This is a genomic window from Martinezella sp. CNPSo 3957 (assembly GCF_057784395.1).
This window is the reverse complement of the sequence record NZ_JBXSOU010000005.1, coordinates 235,175-251,449: the sequence shown is the minus strand read 5'-3', so window position 1 is coordinate 251,449 and position 16,275 is coordinate 235,175. Positions and strand designations below refer to the sequence as shown.

At 59.8% G+C, this 16,275-nt stretch carries 20 protein-coding genes; 6 read left to right on the top strand and 14 right to left on the bottom strand.

All coding sequences use genetic code 11. The annotated features are described in order from the left end of the window. Positions 1–55 precede the first annotated feature (55 nt). The gene (gcvA, locus tag AC13QE_RS15000; RefSeq protein ID WP_488484248.1) at positions 56–952 is read right to left on the bottom strand and encodes a transcriptional regulator GcvA; all 897 of its coding nucleotides are present in this window, start codon (positions 950–952) and stop codon (positions 56–58) included. A 155-nt stretch (positions 953–1,107) separates the two neighbouring features. Here gcvA and AC13QE_RS14995 point away from each other — a divergent pair, with 155 nt between their 5' ends. Continuing rightward, entirely contained in the window at positions 1,108–2,031 is a 924-nt protein-coding gene (locus AC13QE_RS14995) for a DMT family transporter (RefSeq protein ID WP_488484247.1), read from the top strand. A gap of 105 nt (positions 2,032–2,136) precedes the next feature. Here AC13QE_RS14995 and hemW read toward each other — a convergent pair whose 3' ends face one another. The 4 genes from hemW to rph are packed head-to-tail and all read right to left on the bottom strand — an operon-like array spanning position 2,137 to position 5,149. Next, a complete protein-coding gene (hemW, locus tag AC13QE_RS14990) occupies positions 2,137–3,312 on the bottom strand; it encodes a radical SAM family heme chaperone HemW (protein ID WP_132716657.1) in 1,176 nt (391 codons plus the stop codon). Positions 3,313–3,348: 36 nt separating this feature from the next. Next, positions 3,349–3,993: an RdgB/HAM1 family non-canonical purine NTP pyrophosphatase gene (gene rdgB, locus AC13QE_RS14985; RefSeq protein ID WP_488484246.1), complete on the bottom strand. Its 645-nt coding sequence runs from the start codon at positions 3,991–3,993 to the stop codon at positions 3,349–3,351. 11 nt (positions 3,994–4,004) lie between these two features. Continuing rightward, positions 4,005–4,421 (bottom strand): VOC family protein, encoded by a 417-nt coding sequence (locus AC13QE_RS14980; protein ID WP_488484245.1) that lies wholly within the window; start codon positions 4,419–4,421, stop codon positions 4,005–4,007. A gap of 11 nt (positions 4,422–4,432) precedes the next feature. Next, positions 4,433–5,149, bottom strand: coding sequence for a ribonuclease PH (gene rph / locus AC13QE_RS14975; protein WP_015338597.1), 717 nt, complete (start codon positions 5,147–5,149; stop codon positions 4,433–4,435). Positions 5,150–5,321: 172 nt separating this feature from the next. Here rph and hrcA point away from each other — a divergent pair, with 172 nt between their 5' ends. After that, positions 5,322–6,410: a heat-inducible transcriptional repressor HrcA gene (gene hrcA / locus AC13QE_RS14970; RefSeq protein WP_015338598.1), complete on the top strand. Its 1,089-nt coding sequence runs from the start codon at positions 5,322–5,324 to the stop codon at positions 6,408–6,410. Positions 6,411–6,544: 134 nt separating this feature from the next. Here the strand turns inward: hrcA and AC13QE_RS14965 are convergent, their stop codons facing one another. Next, positions 6,545–6,979, bottom strand: coding sequence for a GFA family protein (locus AC13QE_RS14965; RefSeq protein WP_488484244.1), 435 nt, complete (start codon positions 6,977–6,979; stop codon positions 6,545–6,547). Positions 6,980–7,193: 214 nt separating this feature from the next. Between AC13QE_RS14965 and grpE the strand changes: the two genes are divergently transcribed. Further along, complete coding sequence (grpE, locus tag AC13QE_RS14960; RefSeq protein ID WP_015338600.1) at positions 7,194–7,835, top strand: nucleotide exchange factor GrpE; 642 nt, start codon at positions 7,194–7,196, stop codon at positions 7,833–7,835. Positions 7,836–7,921: 86 nt separating this feature from the next. Here grpE and ptsN read toward each other — a convergent pair whose 3' ends face one another. From ptsN to lptC, 6 genes are all read right to left on the bottom strand, one after another. Then, positions 7,922–8,386, bottom strand: a complete 465-nt coding sequence (ptsN, locus tag AC13QE_RS14955) for a PTS IIA-like nitrogen regulatory protein PtsN (protein WP_015338601.1) — start codon at positions 8,384–8,386, stop codon at positions 7,922–7,924. Between the two features lie 88 nt (positions 8,387–8,474). After that, positions 8,475–9,050 carry a ribosome hibernation-promoting factor, HPF/YfiA family gene (gene hpf / locus AC13QE_RS14950; protein ID WP_132715665.1) on the bottom strand — a complete coding sequence of 192 codons (576 nt, stop codon included), beginning with the start codon at positions 9,048–9,050 and terminating at the stop codon, positions 8,475–8,477. Positions 9,051–9,301: 251 nt separating this feature from the next. Further along, on the bottom strand, positions 9,302–10,813 hold the full coding sequence (gene rpoN / locus AC13QE_RS14945) for an RNA polymerase factor sigma-54 (RefSeq protein ID WP_488484358.1): 1,512 nt from the start codon (positions 10,811–10,813) through the stop codon (positions 9,302–9,304). A 243-nt stretch (positions 10,814–11,056) separates the two neighbouring features. After that, on the bottom strand, positions 11,057–11,845 hold the full coding sequence (lptB, locus tag AC13QE_RS14940) for an LPS export ABC transporter ATP-binding protein (RefSeq protein WP_041677789.1): 789 nt from the start codon (positions 11,843–11,845) through the stop codon (positions 11,057–11,059). Positions 11,846–11,882: 37 nt separating this feature from the next. Continuing rightward, positions 11,883–12,533: an LptA/OstA family protein gene (locus tag AC13QE_RS14935; protein WP_132715667.1), complete on the bottom strand. Its 651-nt coding sequence runs from the start codon at positions 12,531–12,533 to the stop codon at positions 11,883–11,885. Next, positions 12,530–13,216 carry an LPS export ABC transporter periplasmic protein LptC gene (gene lptC / locus AC13QE_RS14930; RefSeq protein ID WP_132715668.1) on the bottom strand — a complete coding sequence of 229 codons (687 nt, stop codon included), beginning with the start codon at positions 13,214–13,216 and terminating at the stop codon, positions 12,530–12,532. The genes AC13QE_RS14935 and lptC overlap by 4 nt, the downstream gene beginning before the upstream one ends. 324 nt (positions 13,217–13,540) lie before the next feature. Between lptC and sppA the strand changes: the two genes are divergently transcribed. The 3 genes from sppA to AC13QE_RS14915 all read left to right on the top strand — a co-directional run bounded on the left by sppA (position 13,541) and on the right by AC13QE_RS14915 (position 15,332). Then, positions 13,541–14,497, top strand: coding sequence for a signal peptide peptidase SppA (gene sppA / locus AC13QE_RS14925; protein ID WP_112336692.1), 957 nt, complete (start codon positions 13,541–13,543; stop codon positions 14,495–14,497). A 26-nt stretch (positions 14,498–14,523) separates the two neighbouring features. Next, positions 14,524–14,832, top strand: coding sequence for an integration host factor subunit beta (locus AC13QE_RS14920; RefSeq protein ID WP_015338608.1), 309 nt, complete (start codon positions 14,524–14,526; stop codon positions 14,830–14,832). A 167-nt stretch (positions 14,833–14,999) separates the two neighbouring features. Then, positions 15,000–15,332, top strand: coding sequence for a LapA family protein (locus tag AC13QE_RS14915; protein ID WP_112336691.1), 333 nt, complete (start codon positions 15,000–15,002; stop codon positions 15,330–15,332). On the opposite strand, the gene AC13QE_RS14910 is transcribed toward AC13QE_RS14915, so the two are convergent. Next, positions 15,324–15,782: a GNAT family N-acetyltransferase gene (locus AC13QE_RS14910; protein WP_132715669.1), complete on the bottom strand. Its 459-nt coding sequence runs from the start codon at positions 15,780–15,782 to the stop codon at positions 15,324–15,326. The two genes, AC13QE_RS14915 and AC13QE_RS14910, sit on opposite strands and share 9 nt — an antisense overlap. Positions 15,783–15,818: 36 nt before the next feature. Next, a complete protein-coding gene (locus AC13QE_RS14905) occupies positions 15,819–16,271 on the bottom strand; it encodes an SRPBCC family protein (protein WP_488484243.1) in 453 nt (150 codons plus the stop codon). Positions 16,272–16,275: the final 4 nt, after the last annotated feature.

Below are 16,275 nucleotides of genomic sequence, written 5' to 3'. Positions count from 1 at the left end.
GCTATCCATCGCCGGGGCGCAGTGCAGATGTCACTGGTATCCGGAAAGCCGATCTCTACGCCGGCGGCGTCGTGCGTGAGACCTCGGAAAATAGCCAGGCACGCAGCGCCGCTATCGCCGGCCTTTCCAGCGCACCGGGCTGATAGACAAGGTGATAGGCAAGCGCGCTTGCAAATCCCGTCGGGAATGGCGCAACAAGCGTGCCGTCAGCCAGTTCCTGCTCCACGAAGGAGCGGCGCATCAAGGCGATACCAAGGCCAGCCTTCATGGCGTGGTATGCGCCCATGCCGTCGGTAAAGACCGGCCCATGCATGGCATCCACCCGCGTTGCCCCGACCGCCTTCAGCCAGAGCTCCCAGTCACGCCGGTAGACATCATGGATCAACGTCAGGGTGGCGAGATCGTCAACCGCAGGGGAGGGGCCGAGTGCAGCCGCCATTTCCGGCGTACAGACCGGAACATATTCGTCATCGAGAAATCGTTCGCTTGCCAATCCCTCATAGCCGCCGAGGCCGTGGCGGATGGCAAGATCGATCCCATCCCGCTGGAAATCCATCATGCGATAGGAGGCGCTGATGCGCAGGTCGATATCGGGATGGGCCTCCTCGAAGCGCCGCAGCCGCGGCACCAGCCAGTGCGTGGCGAAGCCGGCTGTGCAGGTAAGGGTCAGCACCGTATCCTTGGAGCGCATTGCGAGAGCCGCTGTCGCCTCGCGGATGAGGCGGAATGCCGTTCGCATCGTCGCAAAATATTCGGCACCTTCACTCGTCAGCGCCAGGCTCCGGGCTCGCCGCTCGAAAAGCCGTACGCCGAGGGTGCTTTCGAGGTCGCGGATCTGCAGGCTGATGGCGCCCGGCGTCACATGCAGCTCATTTGCCGCCAGTGTCATGCTGAGATGCCGGGCGGAGGCTTCAAAGGCGCGCAGCGCCGAAAGGGATGGCAATTGATCCATGATGATTGAGCTCAGCTAAATCGTGATTTGAAAAAGACTCGCTTGTCAGAGCCCCTATATAGCGAGATTATTCCAGCAATATCGGTGGTTGGCAATGATGTCACGATTGGCCACTGATAAGCAAAACTCAATCAGCTGATGCTGGAGATAGTCTCATGCTACAGAAATCCATGGGCGCGGTCGAATGGAGCATGCTGGTGGGGCTATCCATCCTGTGGGGCGGCTCCTTCCTCTTCAACGGCATTCTGGTGCGCGAACTGCCGCCCTTCACCATCGTTACCGCACGCGTCGCGCTCGCCGCCATTGCCTTGCATGTCATCGTACGCGCCACCGGCCATGCGATGCCGAGAGACAGCCAGACCTGGCTCGCCTTCTTCGGCATGGGCTTCCTCAACAATGTCATTCCCTTCCTGCTGATCGTATGGGGGCAGACCCATATCGCCAGCGGCCTTGCATCCATCCTCAATGCCACCACGCCGCTCTTTGCTGTCGTCGTCGCCCATTTCCTGACCGAGGATGAGAAGATGACCGGTAATCGCCTGATCGGCGTCATCGTCGGCTTTGCCGGCGTCGCCCTGATGATCGGCCCCTCGGTGCTTACAAGCCTCGGCTCTAACGTGCTGGCGCAGCTTGCCGTGCTGGGTGCCGCCTTCAGCTACTCGCTGGCCGGCATATTCGGCCGCCGTTTCCGCCGCATGGGGCTGGCGCCGATCATTCCCGCCGCCGGTCAGGTGACTGGATCGGCGATAATGCTTCTGCCAATCGCGCTCTTCGTCGATCGTCCCTGGACGCTGGCAATACCGTCCACCGAGACCTGGCTGGCGCTCGCCGGCCTGGCAATCCTGTCGACCGCCATCGCCTATGTGCTGTTCTTCCGCATTCTGGCAACGGCTGGCGCCACCAACCTGATGCTGGTCACCTTCCTCATTCCCGTCAGCGCAATCCTGCTTGGCGCGCTCATTCTCGGCGAGAGCCTGCAGTCGAAGCATTTTATCGGCATGGCGCTGATTGCGGTGGGTCTGGCGGCAATCGATGGAAGGCTATTCACCCTCTCCTTAAGGGGGAGGGCCGGCACGTAAGTGCCGGGTTGGGGTGATCCTGTTTGGAACTGAAGGCTCAATTGTGCCTTCAGCAATCACCCCCGCCCGCCGCTTCGCGGCGACCTCGCCCTCAAGGGAGAGGTGTTAACAGGCGAGATCGGCGACGACCGAGTCGAGAACCAGCATTCCCGCCGGCGTGCAGCGCAGGCGGGAATTGCCGATCCGCTCTATGAAACCGTGTTCCAGTAAAAACGCCTCGCGCTGCGGATCTGGATCGCGGCCGGACAGCTGCTGCCAGCGGGCTAGATCGACGCCCTCCCGCAGCCGCAGGCCCATCAGCAGCAATTCGTCGGCCTGTTCGTCGAACCCCAGCATTTCCTGGTCAATCATGCCGTGGCCGTCGCGCTCGACCATATCGAGCCAGCTCTCCGGCTTGCGTTCGGTCGCCGTCGCCAGCTTCTGTGGGCCACGCGTCAGGCGGCCATGGGCGCCGGGACCGATGCCGGCATAGTCGCCATAGCGCCAGTAGGTGAGATTATGCCGGCTTTCGGCGCCGGGACGCGCGTGATTGGAAACCTCATAGGCCGGCATGCCCTCGCGCTCGGTAATCTCCTGCGTCGCCTCATAAAGGAGCGCCGATTGATCGCCATCGGGCACGATCAGCTTGCCGGCCTTGTGCAGGCCATAGAACGGCGTGCCTTCCTCGATCGTCAGCTGATAGAGCGAGAGATGATCGACCGCATAGGAGATCGCCTCTTTCAACTCGCGTTCCCATTCCTCGACGGTCTGGTTCGGGCGAGCATAGATAAGGTCGAAGGACATGCGCGGAAAAATCTCGCGCGCCAGTCTGATTGCCTTCAGCGCATCCTCGACATTGTGCAGCCGGCCGAGGAATTTCAGGTCGCGGTCGTTCAGTGCCTGCACGCCCATCGATACGCGATTGACCCCGGCGGCGCGGTAGCCTCGAAAGCGCTCTGCCTCGACGCTCGACGGATTGGCCTCCATGGTGATCTCGATGCCGTCAGGCACATGCCATGTCCTGGCAATGCCATCGAGGATCGCGCCCACCGTTTCCGGTTTCATCAGCGACGGTGTGCCGCCACCGAGGAAGATGCTGGTCACGGTTTTGGGGCCGCTGATCATCCGCATCGTCGCCATTTCCTTCAGAAAGGCGGCGGCGAAACGCTCCTGATCGACAGGCTGATGGCGGACATGGCTGTTGAAATCGCAATAGGGACATTTGGCTGCGCAGAAAGGCCAATGCACGTAGACGCCGAAACCGGGTTCGCCGGTATCGGGCAGCAATTGCGCTCCGCGCATCAGATCCTGCGTATCTACGACTTCCACGGGGTTAGCTTACGCCTCCAGGCAGGTTTCGACAAAGATCTTGAAGGCTCGGGCGCGATGCGAGAGCGCCTGCTCGTCGCCCGGCTTCCAGCCATGCTTCTGCTCGGCACTCATTTCGCCAAACGTAGTCTCGTATCCCTTGGGCTGGAAGACCGGGTCGTAGCCGAAGCCTTGGCCGCCGCGCGGTGGCCAGACGACCGTGCCTTCGACTTCGCCGCGGAAAAGCTCGGTATGCCCGTCCGGCCAGGCGAGGCAAAGCACGCTGACGAAGCGAGCAGTGCGGCTCTCCGGCGTGATGGCGCCGGCCTTTTCCAGGGCGGTTTCGACCTTCTGCATGGCCATTGCGAAGTCACGCGTGCCGTCAGCCGTTTCGGCCCAATTGGCGGTATAGACGCCGGGATCGCCGCCGAGCGCATCGATCACCAGGCCGGAATCGTCCGAGAGTGCCGGCAGGCCGGAGGCATTGGCGGAGGCGAGCGCCTTGATCGTCGCATTTTCCTCGAAGGTCGTGCCCGTCTCGTCCGGCTCGATGAAGTTCAGATCGGCGGCGGACTTGGCGGTAAAGCCGAGCGGGCCGATCAGATCGCGGATTTCCTGGATCTTGCCGGCATTGTGGCTGGCGACGACAATGGTCTTGGTGTCGAGCTTGCGCATGTGCTGTCCTGTCATAGGCCCCAGATGCGGGGTTCGGCGCATTCCAGGCTGTTGCCGGCCGGATCGCGGAAATAGATCGATCGGCCGCCATTCGGCCAGTGAAAATCGGCTTCGATATCGACACCGGCTGCCTTCAACCTCTCGGCCATGATCCCGATCTCGTTGCCATCGACGCGGAAGCAGACATGACCCTGCCCCTTCGTGCCATGCGGCGGCACGGGCAGGGCACCCGGCTCGTGCGGCTTAACCGTTTCCTCGCTGTTGAAGATCAGCAATACGCCCGGTCCGCAGCGATAGAAGACATGACGGTTGCCGCCGCGCGAGATCTTCTGCAATCCGAGTATGCCGCCATAAAAGGCCTCGGCTGCATCGAGATCGTCCGCATAGAGTGCGGTTTCAAGGACGCCTGCGAGGGCCGGGTCAGCCATTCAAAATATCCTCAGGCGATAGCCTGCTTCTGCAGCTCCACCAGTTCGGCAATGCCGTTCTTGGCCAGATGCATCAGCGTGGCGAATTCCTCTTCGCTGAAGGGGGCACCCTCAGCCGTTCCCTGGATCTCGACGATGCCGCCCTTGCCCGTCATGACGAAATTTGCGTCGGTCTCGGCCGAGGAATCCTCAAGATAGTCGAGATCGATGACAGGCTGATCGGCGAAGATGCCGCAGGAGATGGCGGCGATGTGATCCTTCAGCACGCGCTCGACCTTCACCATGTTGCGGCTTTCCATCCACTTCAGGCAGTCGTAAAGCGCGATCCAGCCGCCGGTGATCGAGGCCGTGCGCGTACCGCCATCGGCCTGGATGACGTCGCAATCGACGGTGATCTGGCGCTCGCCGAGTTCCTTGAGATCGACGACGGCGCGCAGCGATCGGCCGATGAGGCGCTGGATTTCCTGCGTACGGCCGCCCTGCTTGCCGGCGGCAGCTTCGCGCTTCATGCGCTCGCCCGTGGCGCGCGGCAGCATGCCGTATTCGGCTGTGACCCAGCCCTTGCCGCTGTTGCGCAGCCATGGCGGCGTCTTGTCTTCCAGGCTTGCCGTGCAGAGCACATGCGTATCGCCGAATTTCACCAGGCAGGAGCCTTCCGCATGCTTGGAAAAATTGCGCTCGAACGACACCTTGCGCATCTGGTCGGTTTTTCTGCCTGAAGGCCGCATTCCACTCTCCTGAATGTTCGTTGACCGCTTCTACGACCCGCAGGCCGCTTTTGCAAAGGAAAAGCAGGCTGCAAAGCCCCTCGGCAGCCATGGCGACATTTTTCCCTTTTGCCATTGCTAACTGAATGATTATATTTTGCCTAAGGCTCAACGGAATGGATCTGACAGCGAAATGGTATTCACGACATCGTCGGTCTCGGATGTCATTGCTGCACTGGACGAACGCTCCAAGGAAATCTTCCGTCGCATCGTCGAAGGCTATCTTGAGAACGGCGAGCCATTGGGCTCGCGCAATCTCTCGCGCCTCTTGCCCATGTCGCTGTCGCCAGCTTCCGTGCGCAATGTCATGAGCGATCTGGAAGAGCTGGGACTCATCTATTCGCCGCATGTGAGCGCCGGGCGATTGCCGACCCAGGTGGGCCTGCGCTTCTTCGTCGATGCTTTCATGCAGGTCGGCGATCTCTCGGCCGAGGACCGCGCCAATATCGACCGGCAGGTGCGCGGCAGCAATCGCGACCAGCCGGTGGAATCGATGATGTCGGAGGCAAGCCGGGTGCTATCGGGCATCTCGCGCGGCGCCGGTCTCGTCATCACCTCCAAGAGCGATCCCGTTCTCAAGCATGTGGAATTCATCCGGCTGGAGCCGACCAAGGCGCTCGCCGTGCTCGTCGGCGAGCACGATCAAGTGGAAAACCGCATTATCGAGCTGCCGGCCGGCACCACATCGTCGCAGCTGACGGAAGCCGCCAATTTCCTCAATGCTCATATGACCGGCCAGACGATGCCGGAATTGCGGCGGCAGTTGCAAACTCTCAAGGAAAGCGTGCGCCAGGAGCTGGATAGCCTCTCCCATCAGCTGGTCGAGCGCGGCATCGCCGTGTGGTCCGGCGGTGATGACGACGGCAAGCCGACGCAGCTTATCGTTCGAGGTCATTCCAACCTACTCGCCGAAATCGGCGGCGCGGAGGATCTGGATCGTCTGCGCCTGCTTTTCGACGATCTGGAGAAGAAGGACAGCCTGATCGAGATCCTCAATCTGGCCGAAAGCGGACCGGGCGTGCGCATCTTCATCGGCTCGGAAAACAAGCTCTTCTCGCTGTCCGGCTCTTCGCTGATCGTTGCGCCCTATCGCGATGATGATGACCGCATCGTCGGCGCCGTCGGTGTCATCGGCCCGACGCGGCTGAACTATGCCCGCATCGTGCCCATGGTCGATTATACCGCGCAGCTGATCTCGCGGCTTTCGCGGCCCGGAATCTGACTGGAATCTGAGGAGAGGATCTAGAGCAATCCCAGGAAAAGTGCGCAGTGGTTTTCCGTCCGGAATTGCGAGGCAACAAAGAGATAGAGCGGTTCAGGATTCCGTGGAAAACTGAACCACCCTAGCGGCTAAGGTCAATCGGGAAGCAAGGTTCCCGATCCGCCCATCTCGGCTGGTAAATCCTTCTGCTTCGGCAGCCCGTCCTTCAGATGCAGCACCGTCGTCTCGTAGTTGACATGCACGCCAGGCTGAAAATCGAGGTCGGGCAGGACGGCCGCGTAGACATCGGTCACGCCCCACGGCGGATGTTCCGTCAGAAGATGACCGCCACAGACCGTGCACCACTTGCGCACGCTCTTCTCGGTCTTTTGGTAGCTGCCGATCTTGTCCGCGCCTTTGGTGATATGCACGGCTTCCGGAGGCCAGAGCGAGAAGGCGTTGACCGGCCCTGCCGACCATTCCCGGCAGGAGTCGCAATGACAGTAGCCCATCGCCATTGGCTCGCCATCGACTGCGATTTCCACCGCGCCACAGAAACACTTGCCTGAAAGGGATTTGCCATTAGACATTGATGTCACCCCACGCTGTGCTGAGATGTATTTCAGAATACCACTGGTAGGGAGGGCTGAACAGCTGATGTCACAAGCGGCAGCAATGAGCAGGCAGAGTATTGCCGTCATCGCAAAGCCGCGAATTGGCTGTTCTTCTCGACAAAGCCTTGATTTTTTCCGAGCAAACCTCGATATCGGGCACATCCAAAGACCAAGCAATTCGGAGACCGTCATGACCGACGAAACAACAAAAACCGGACCTGACGCCACGGCGGCCGACACGTCAGCGGATTTCGCGCAGGATGCAGCGGAAACCGTAGATGCGGCCGAGCCGTCCCAGCCAGATCCGGTTGAGCTGCTGAAGGCCGAAAACGGCGAACTGCGCGATCGCTATCTTCGCCTGGCTGCTGAGATGGACAACCTCCGTCGCCGCACCGAGCGCGATGTGAAGGATGCAAAGTCCTATTCCGTGGCAAGCTTTGCCCGCGACATGCTCTCGGTGGCAGACAATCTGCGCCGCACGTTGGATGCCATTCCGGCTGAAGCACGCGCCGGTGCCGATGCCGGCCTTAAGACGCTGATCGAAGGCGTCGAGATGACCGAGCGTTCGATGTTGTCGGCTCTCGAGCGTCATGGCGTGCGCCAGCTCGAACCGATCGGACAGAAGTTCGATCCCAATTTCCATCAGGCCATGTTCGAAGTGCCCAATCCCGAGGTGCCGAACAACACGGTCGTTCAGGTCGTGCAGGCAGGTTTCGCCATTGGCGATCGCGTTCTGCGCCCGGCCATGGTCGGCGTTGCCAAGGGTGGCCCGAAGATCGTCGAAAATGCCGAGCAGGGCGCCAACAGCCCGCTCGACGAAAAAGATGCCTGATTTTCAAAGTCATCGCTAAAAAATAAGAGCCGGAACGATCTCTGATCGTCCGGCTCTTATTTTTGCCTTGGATGCAATCCAAGCCGTCAGGCAGCGTTGGATGCCTGCTCCTCGTTGAGGAAGGCGTAAATGGCGGAGGCGGAATCGGTGGCGCGGAGCTTGGCGACGAGATCCTGGTCCCGCAGAACGCGGGCGATGCGCGAGAGCGCCTTCAGGTGGTCTGCGCCGGCCCCTTCGGGTGCAAGCAGCAGGAAGACGAGATCGACGGGCTGATCGTCCAGCGCCTCGAAATCGACAGGCGCTTCAAGGCGCGCGAAAATGCCGGCGATGGACTTGATGCTGGCAAGCTTGCCGTGGGGAATGGCGATACCGTTGCCGACGCCGGTGGAGCCGAGGCGCTCGCGCTGCAGCACGACATCGAAGATTTCGCGCTCGGGCAATCCGGTCAGCTTGGAAGCTTTGGCGGCCAGCTCCTGAAGCAGTTGTTTTTTGGAATTTGCCTTCAAGGCGGGGATGATCGCATCTTGCTGTAGCAAATCTGCCAATGCCATTCTCTTTATCCTTCGTGTCGCCGAGAACCGATGACGGGCAAGCGGCGGCCAGCTGCGATGATGCGCGGCCGCCGCTTATCTTCTATTCTCAGCCTTTGATATTGGCTGCGTCGATCCAGCCAATGTTGCCGTCCTGACGGCGGTAGACGATGTTCAAGTGCTCGTTGCCGGGGCTGCGGAAGAGCAGCAGCGGTTCGTCGGTCATGTCGAGTGCCATCACGGCAGTCGCCACCGACATGGTCTTCAATTGCTTCGTACTTTCTGCGACGATCGCTGGCGCGAAATCGGCAGGAATTTCCTCATCGTCATCCGGAATGCTGTCCATGACCGTATAGGCGACTTCCGCCTGCCCGTTCACATGGCTGCCAGCCTGATGGTCCTTGAGTTTGCGTTTGTAACGGCGCAGGCGCTTTTCGATGCGCTCGGATGCTGCATCGAAAGCAAGCTGCGGGTCCATGGCTTCGCCTGCAGCATGCAATACCACGCCGCTATCGAGATGAAGCTTGCAATCGGCCGCGAAGCGCGAACTGGACTTGTGTACAGTTACCTGACCTGAATACCCCCCGTCGAAGTATTTGGTCACGGCCATACCGATCTGGTCTTCTATCCGCTGCCGGAAGGAGTCACCAATTTCCATATGTTTACCGGAGACACGCACACTCATGGAGTTTCCCTTCTTGTAGTGGTTATTGCGCGTATCAGTTTACGCCAAGCCTCAAGCTCATCCAAGCACTTCACGCAGTCAAAGGCAAATTGCGTATATCGACCGCCTTTTGGATGGTGGGGATAAGTTTCATGGTCGTGCTTGTCCTGCAGCGATTGCGGCGGGCTTCTAGCCCTGCCGCATGGGAAAGTCAACTGCGTCTTAACGGACTGTTAGGAGTTCGGCAGCCTGTGGTTGAGGGTTGCCGCCCGTCAGAAACCGGAAACTTTGGCCAAAGCCCGCTTCTCCCGGCGCCGTTGCACGGAGGAGGGGATGTTCATGGCTTCCCGGTACTTTGCAACCGTGCGGCGAGCAAGCTCTATCCCGCCCTTCTTCAGCGTATCGACGATATCGTCGTCGGATAGAACCGCATCCGGGCTCTCGTTCGTGATCAGCAGGCGGATCTTGTGACGTACGGCTTCGGCGGAATGACTGTCGCCGCCTTCGACGGCGCCGATCGAAACCGTGAAGAAATATTTGAGCTCGAACAGACCGCGCGGCGTCAGCATGTATTTGTTCGAGGTCACGCGGCTGACCGTCGATTCATGCATCTTGATGGCGTCCGCCACGGTTTTCAGGTTGAGCGGCCGCAGATGGTCGACGCCATGCAGCAGGAACGCGTCCTGTTGCCGCACGATCTCGCTTGCCACCTTCATGATCGTCTTGGCGCGCTGGTCCAGGCTGCGGGTCAGCCAATTGGCGTTCTGCAGGCATTCAGACAGGAAGGCGTGATCCTGGCTGGTCTTGGTGACGGAAGCGAAATAGGACTGGCTTACCAATACCCGCGGCAGCGCATCGGGATTGAGCTCCACCAGCCAGCTATCGTCCGCAGAGGGCCGCACAACGATATCGGGCATGATCGCCTCAGATATCTCGGTCTCGAAACCACTGCCCGGCTTGGGGTTGAGCTGACGGATTTCCGTCATCATGTCGAGCAGATCTTCCTCATCGACACCGCAGACCCGCTTCAACGTAGCAAAATCGCGCCGCGCGAGCAGTTCAAGGTTTTCGATCAGTCGCTCCATGGCGGGATCGAAGCGATCCTTCTGCCGAAGCTGGATCGCCAGGCATTCGCTGAGGCAGCGGGCAAAGACACCGGGAGGATCGAGCTGCTGCAGGGTGTCCAGAACCCGTTCCACATCGGCAAGCGTGGTGCCGAGCCGTTCGGCCGTTTCGTTGAGCTCGGCGCGCAGATAGCCGGTGTCGTCGAGCTGGTCGACAAGATGCTGGGCAATCAGCCGATCGGCCATGGCGGGAAGCGAAAATGGGATCTGTTCGTTCAGATGATCGCGCAGCGACACCTGGCCGGCGACGAAATCGTCAAGATCATAGCTCTCACCGGCTTCCCCCCCTGGCATGGACTTCCATTGGCTGAGCAGCTCCGGCGCATCGGCGCGCTGCGGACTGCCGTCGTCAGGAAAGATATCGCCGAAATTGGTGTCGAGCTCGTCGCTCAGCCGGTTGGCATTGCCGGTATTGTCACTCTCATACCAGTCGCTCGCAAGGTCGCCGGCATTGCGTTCGGAGCCATCCTCGCCATGGGTTTCCTCCATGGCCTCGAACCGTTCGTCCTTCGGCTCACGGTCGCTGGCACTGCCTAGATCCTCGTCATTTGACGCAAATTCCAGCAGCGGATTCTTCTCGACTTCCTGCGCGATGAATTGGGTGAGCTCGAAATGCGTCATCTGCAGCAACTGGATGGACTGCATCAGTTGCGGTGTCATCACCAGGCTCTGGCTTTGGCGCAGGAAAAGATTGGCCGATAGTGCCATGGCGGACGCGGGACTCCCCTTGAACTCCTCGGGAATCCGCGTCTTTTATCACTAAAATTCTCGCGAAATTCCAACTGGCCCAAAAATTGCTTTTTTATTGGATTTGGTCAAGCGGAACTGTGAAACCGAAGTAAATTTCCGGCGCGCGGTAGCATCCGCTAATATTGGCGGATTGGAAGATGGCATTTCAGCCTATCAGAGGCTGAAATTGTCACCCAGATACAGCTTGCGTACTTCAGGGTTGCTGACGATATCGTTCGCCCTGCCATGGGTCAGCACCTCGCCCGCATGGATGATATAGGCGCGGTCGATCAGGCCGAGCGTTTCGCGAACATTGTGGTCCGTGATCAGCACGCCGATTCCGCGTGCGGTCAGATGATGCACAAGGTTCTGGATATCCGCGACCGAAATCGGGTCGACGCCGGCGAAAGGCTCGTCGAGCAGCATGAAGGTCGGGTCGGTCGCCAGCGCACGGGCGATTTCGAGGCGGCGCCGTTCGCCGCCCGAAAGTGCGATCGCCGGCACGGTGCGCAGATTGCGAATATGGAACTCTTCCAGCAATTCGTCGATCTTGCGCTCCCGCTTCGTCTTGTCCTTTTCATGGACCTCGAGCACGGCGCGGATGTTTTCTTCCACGGTCAGGCCGCGGAAGATCGAGGCTTCCTGCGGCAGATAGCCGACGCCGAGCCGCGCACGGCGGTACATCGGCATCGACGTGACGTTGTTGCCGTCAATTTCGATCGTGCCCTCATCGACCGGCACCAGCCCGGTGATCATGTAGAAACAGGTCGTCTTGCCGGCGCCGTTCGGCCCCAGCAGGCCAACAGCCTCGCCACGCCGTACCACCAGCGAAACGCCATTCACGACGCGACGCCTGCCGTAAGTCTTGGTGAGGCCGCGGGCGATCAGCGTGCCTTTATAGCGTGCCTTGTCGGCGGCCGGTGCGCCGGATGCCGCAGAAGACGGCCCGGGCACGCCGGGCAAGGTGGAAGTTGTCGATGTCGTCACGAGGGGACCGGTATCAGTTTTTCTTTTGTTGTTGCTGCACTTGCTGCGACTTCGGGTCGAGCTGGATCTGGACGCGGCCGCCACAGGAATCCAACTGGGCTTCGCCTGTCGCCATGTGCACGGTAAGCTGGCAGCCGGTGAAAACGTTCGGCCCGTCAGTCAGAACCACTTTCTTGCCCTTGAGGATGGCAAGCTGGTTGGTCATGTCGAAGGAGCCGTCCTCCGCCGTCGCCGTCTGCGTTCCGGAAACGAGGTAGACCTTGTCGTTGACCAGAATGTGGTCGATGTTGGCATCGCCAGACACCAGCGACTGGTTCTGTTCCTTGGCGGCCTTCGCGACCGGATTATCGGGCTGCTTGGCGTCACCCGCCTGCTTCTTCTTGTAGAAGACCGTCATCTTGCCGGCCTGCATGGTCGTCGTGCCCTGCACGACTTTGACGTTGCCGGTGAAGACGGCCTGGCTTTCCTGGTCGTGAATCTCGAGCTTGTCGCTTTCGATCTGGATCGGCTGATCCTTGGAAAGGGCAAGGCCCGGCATCGAGCTGGTCGTCGACTGTGCGCCGGCCTCGGCAGCGGCGAAGAATGCTACGGCGCCAAAGGCACAGAGAAGGCCTGCCTTGGGCAAGCCGGAATTGAAAATTGAATTAGGCCAATACTTTGTCATGAACCGCCCGGCTTCTGTTGGCTATCTGAATTATGGAGAGTGGCGGGTTGGATGTTCATCCGAACCTGCCCGTCGAATTCGATTACGCTCCCCTTATCCGTCATCTTGAGCGAACGCGCAACAACCGACATACCGCCTCGGCTGATTGCGACCTGATCCTGGCTGGAAAGGTCTCCCTTCTTCACGTCCAGGAAGGCGGTCTTGAATTCCGCGTGCAGGCCGTTGTCCATAATGATGGTGAAGGGTTCGGTCAGCTTCAGCGTATCGGCCTGGCGATCGAAATCCGCGCTTTGGGCCGTGACGTGGGCGATCACATCCGTATTGACCGGCATGGACGCCTTGATGGTCTTGAGCGTGATCATATTCGGGTTCTTGATATCCTGCAGTGCCTTTTCGGCAAGCAGCGAATAGCTGATGCCATCCTTGTTGCGGCCGGATATGGCCGGTCGCTCCATGACCACCTTGCCATCCTCGATCTTGGCACCCTCGATCCGGATGTCGGCGGGCAGATAGGCGCGGATGACCGAGACGACGATAAACAGGAGCGAGACCACGACGGCGGCAAGCGGCAACAGCACTCTCAGCCGCTTCACGCGGTTAGAGTGGAAAATCGCGTCTTTATACGCGTTCCGTTCCGGCACCGAGCGCATTGCCTCGCCGGGGGGCTCGATCGTATTGAGCATGCAACTGGTCCGTCTTCTATGATCCGGAAAACCGCATTCACGCTATGCGAGGCTGTGCCAAAAAGCCTATCGGATCGTTTCGCATTATTGCACTGGCTTGCCAATATGGATTTTTTCCTGCCATGGGCGAATTTTAGCAGAAAAATATGCCATCGGCCGGTTTCATCAGGTCGGGCGATGTCCTATCTGATGAACGACAGAGCGACGCCCCGCCGACGACATCGAAAACGGGAAACGCTTTTCTCTGAGGATTGTGCCCGTTTCAAGGTGTCATACATCCGGTTTGTAGCGCTTTCAATTTGTTGCGGGGAGAAATAAGGCGTGATGGACAGTTCTGCAATCGCGGATCGGCGACAATTGCGACGCAAGCTCGGTTTCTGGCGCATTGTTGCCGTTTTGCTCCTGGTGGCATTGGGCTTTGCGTTTTATCGCTTCGTCTCTGCCGATCTGCCCGATGCGCGCGGTCCGCAGATCGCCCGCGTCAAGATTTCCGGGCTCATCCAGGACGATCCGGAGCTTCTGGAGCGGCTGAAGAAGATCCGCGACAATGACCAGGTCAAGGCGCTGATCGTGTCGATCTCCTCGACGGGCGGAACGACCTATGGTGGGGAGCGGATCTTCAAGGCGATCCGCGCGGTCGCCGCCAAGAAGCCGGTCGTGTCGGACATTCGCACCGTTGCGGCCTCGGCTGGCTACATGATCGCGACAGCCGGCGACGATATCGTTGCGGGCGATACCTCCATCACCGGGTCGATCGGCGTCATCTTTCAGTATCCGCAGGTCAAGGATCTGCTCGACAAGGTCGGCGTTTCGCTCGACGAGATCAAGTCGGCGCCGCTGAAGGCCGAGCCGTCGCCGTTCCATCCCGCCAGCGAAGACGCCAAGAACATGATCCGCAATATGGTCATGGACAGCTACGCCTGGTTCGTGGATCTGGTCGCCGAGCGCCGCAAGCTGCCGCGCGACGAAGTGCTGAAGCTTGCCGACGGCAGCATCTTCACCGGCCGCCAGGCGCTGCAGAACAAGCTGATCGACACGCTCGGCGGCGAGGACGAAATCCTTGCCTATCTCGAAACGCGCAAGGTGAAGAAGGACCTGCCGATCGTCGATTGGAAGCCGGAAGACAAAACTTCGTCCTTCTTTTGGCCGGGCGCCGCTTCCTGGTTGCTAAATCGCCTCGGTTATGATGATTTTATTAAAGGAGAGAGCCTCCAGAAAATCATGACCGATAAGTTGTTTCTTGACGGCCTGCTTTCTGTTTGGCAGGGTGCAGCCAATTGATAAATCAATGATTTAAGGGGATAGCTGTGATTAAGTCGGAACTGGTGCAGATTGTTGCCGCCCGCAACCCGCATCTCTATCACCGCGACGTCGAAAATATCGTCAATGCTGTCTTGGATGAGATCACCGATGCGCTCGCAGCGGGAAACCGAGTTGAGCTTCGCGGCTTCGGTGCCTTTTCCGTCAAAAACCGGCCTTCACGCTCCGGTCGCAATCCGCGTACCGGCGATACCGTCTTCGTCGAGGAAAAATGGGTTCCCTTCTTCAAGACGGGCAAGGAATTGCGCGAGCGCCTGAATCCGGGCGCCGGCGACGATGAGGAAGACGACAACTGATCGGGCCACTCCGGCCGAGTTTCCCCAAATGCGCCGACGAAAATAGTTGTCGGACATGATTGTGCCGCGACGCGGTGGCACTTGAATTCAGCCGCCTCTTTTCTATTCTGCGGCTGAAGGTGGCTTGGGTGCGTGGCACTCATGGCCGCGGACAAAGGAGCTGCGCAATGGCCAAGAAGATCGTCAATCTGCTGATATTGCTGCCGCTCGGCATCATCCTCATCATATTCTGCGTTGCCAACAGGCAATCCGTCACTTTGGCGCTCAATCCCTTTCGGCCGGAGGATCAGGTGCTGTCGCTGAATGCGCCTCTGTTCGTGCTGTTGTTTGTGGCGCTGATCCTCGGCATGATCGTCGGTGCCGCGGTCACGTGGGTCAATCAGGGAAAGCATCGCAAGCGCGCGCGTAACCAGTCGCGCGAGGCCGTACGCTGGCAGGCTGAAGCCGACAAGCATCGCACGCGCGCCGAAGAGATCGCCGGGCAGCTGCCGTCAAAGTGAAGCGGCATCGCCAAGCCGCATCTCTTTATAATCCCCTTCCGGCGACGCGCCGTCGCCGATGATCTCGAAGCCGAGCATCCTGTAGAACGCCATGGCGCGGATGTTTTTGACCAGGCATTTCAGCCGATAGCGGCGCCCTGGCCAATCCGGCAGTGCGGCCATTAGTGCCTTGCCCGCGCCACGGCCCTGGAAGGCCGGCAGGATATAGAGCATGTGGATGAAGTCGTCCGGCTCCCAAATCGCGGCGAAGCCGGCGATCGTGCCATGCTCATCTTCGCAGACGAACAGACGCTCGCCATTCGTGTGAGTGGCAAAGTCTTCCAGTGTAAAGCGATCGGGGTCGACCCAGCGGAATGTCTCGCGGCGGACCTGGAGATAAATCTCCGCGAGCGTCCGCATATCCTGTTCGCGTGCGGGCCGGATGGCCCATGTCTGAGATTTCGATGTCATGATCGACTATATGGGCGCCAAATATGCGCTCGGCAATCAGGCGCCGGACTGGTCGTTGATCGCCGCGGTGAAATCGGAAAAAAACTGCTGTGCCAGCTTCTTGGCGCTCGAATCGACCAGCCGCGAGCCGAGCTGCGCGATCTTGCCGCCGACCTGCGCCTTGGCCTCGTATTGCAGGATGGTCTCGTCGCCGTCTTCCTTGAGCACGACGTCGGCGCCGCCCTTGGCGAAACCGGCAATTCCGCCCTTTCCTTCGCCTGAAATCGTGTAGCTTTCCGGTGCATTGATATTAGAAAGCTTGACCTCGCCATTGAAGGAGGCGGAAACCGGGCCGATCTTCAGCTTTACCGTCGCGGTCAGTTCCGTCGGCGAGATCTTCTCCAGGCTCTGGCATCCCGGGATACATTGCTTGAGGATCTCCGGATCGTTCAGTGCCGCCCATACGGCGTCCCTGGGTGCTGCGATCCGCTCCTCGCCCGTCATGTCCATGCGC

Excerpts from the sequence above, each read along its gene's own strand:
- gcvA (WP_488484248.1), bottom strand. The coding sequence starts at position 952 with ATGGATCAATTGCCATCCCTTTCGGCGCTGCGCGCCTTTGAAGCCTCC.
- AC13QE_RS14995 (WP_488484247.1), top strand. The coding sequence starts at position 1,108 with ATGCTACAGAAATCCATGGGCGCGGTCGAATGGAGCATGCTGGTGGGG.
- hemW (WP_132716657.1), bottom strand. The coding sequence starts at position 3,312 with ATGCGCGGAGCGCAATTGCTGCCCGATACCGGCGAACCCGGTTTCGGC.
- rdgB (WP_488484246.1), bottom strand. The coding sequence starts at position 3,993 with ATGCGCAAGCTCGACACCAAGACCATTGTCGTCGCCAGCCACAATGCC.
- AC13QE_RS14980 (WP_488484245.1), bottom strand. The coding sequence starts at position 4,421 with ATGGCTGACCCGGCCCTCGCAGGCGTCCTTGAAACCGCACTCTATGCG.
- rph (WP_015338597.1), bottom strand. The coding sequence starts at position 5,149 with ATGCGGCCTTCAGGCAGAAAAACCGACCAGATGCGCAAGGTGTCGTTC.
- hrcA (WP_015338598.1), top strand. The coding sequence starts at position 5,322 with ATGGTATTCACGACATCGTCGGTCTCGGATGTCATTGCTGCACTGGAC.
- AC13QE_RS14965 (WP_488484244.1), bottom strand. The coding sequence starts at position 6,979 with ATGTCTAATGGCAAATCCCTTTCAGGCAAGTGTTTCTGTGGCGCGGTG.
- grpE (WP_015338600.1), top strand. The coding sequence starts at position 7,194 with ATGACCGACGAAACAACAAAAACCGGACCTGACGCCACGGCGGCCGAC.
- ptsN (WP_015338601.1), bottom strand. The coding sequence starts at position 8,386 with ATGGCATTGGCAGATTTGCTACAGCAAGATGCGATCATCCCCGCCTTG.
- hpf (WP_132715665.1), bottom strand. The coding sequence starts at position 9,050 with ATGAGTGTGCGTGTCTCCGGTAAACATATGGAAATTGGTGACTCCTTC.
- rpoN (WP_488484358.1), bottom strand. The coding sequence starts at position 10,813 with ATGACACCGCAACTGATGCAGTCCATCCAGTTGCTGCAGATGACGCAT.
- AC13QE_RS14935 (WP_132715667.1), bottom strand. The coding sequence starts at position 12,533 with ATGACAAAGTATTGGCCTAATTCAATTTTCAATTCCGGCTTGCCCAAG.
- lptC (WP_132715668.1), bottom strand. The coding sequence starts at position 13,216 with ATGCTCAATACGATCGAGCCCCCCGGCGAGGCAATGCGCTCGGTGCCG.
- sppA (WP_112336692.1), top strand. The coding sequence starts at position 13,541 with ATGGACAGTTCTGCAATCGCGGATCGGCGACAATTGCGACGCAAGCTC.
- AC13QE_RS14915 (WP_112336691.1), top strand. The coding sequence starts at position 15,000 with ATGGCCAAGAAGATCGTCAATCTGCTGATATTGCTGCCGCTCGGCATC.
- AC13QE_RS14910 (WP_132715669.1), bottom strand. The coding sequence starts at position 15,782 with ATGACATCGAAATCTCAGACATGGGCCATCCGGCCCGCACGCGAACAG.
- AC13QE_RS14905 (WP_488484243.1), bottom strand. The coding sequence starts at position 16,271 with ATGGACATGACGGGCGAGGAGCGGATCGCAGCACCCAGGGACGCCGTA.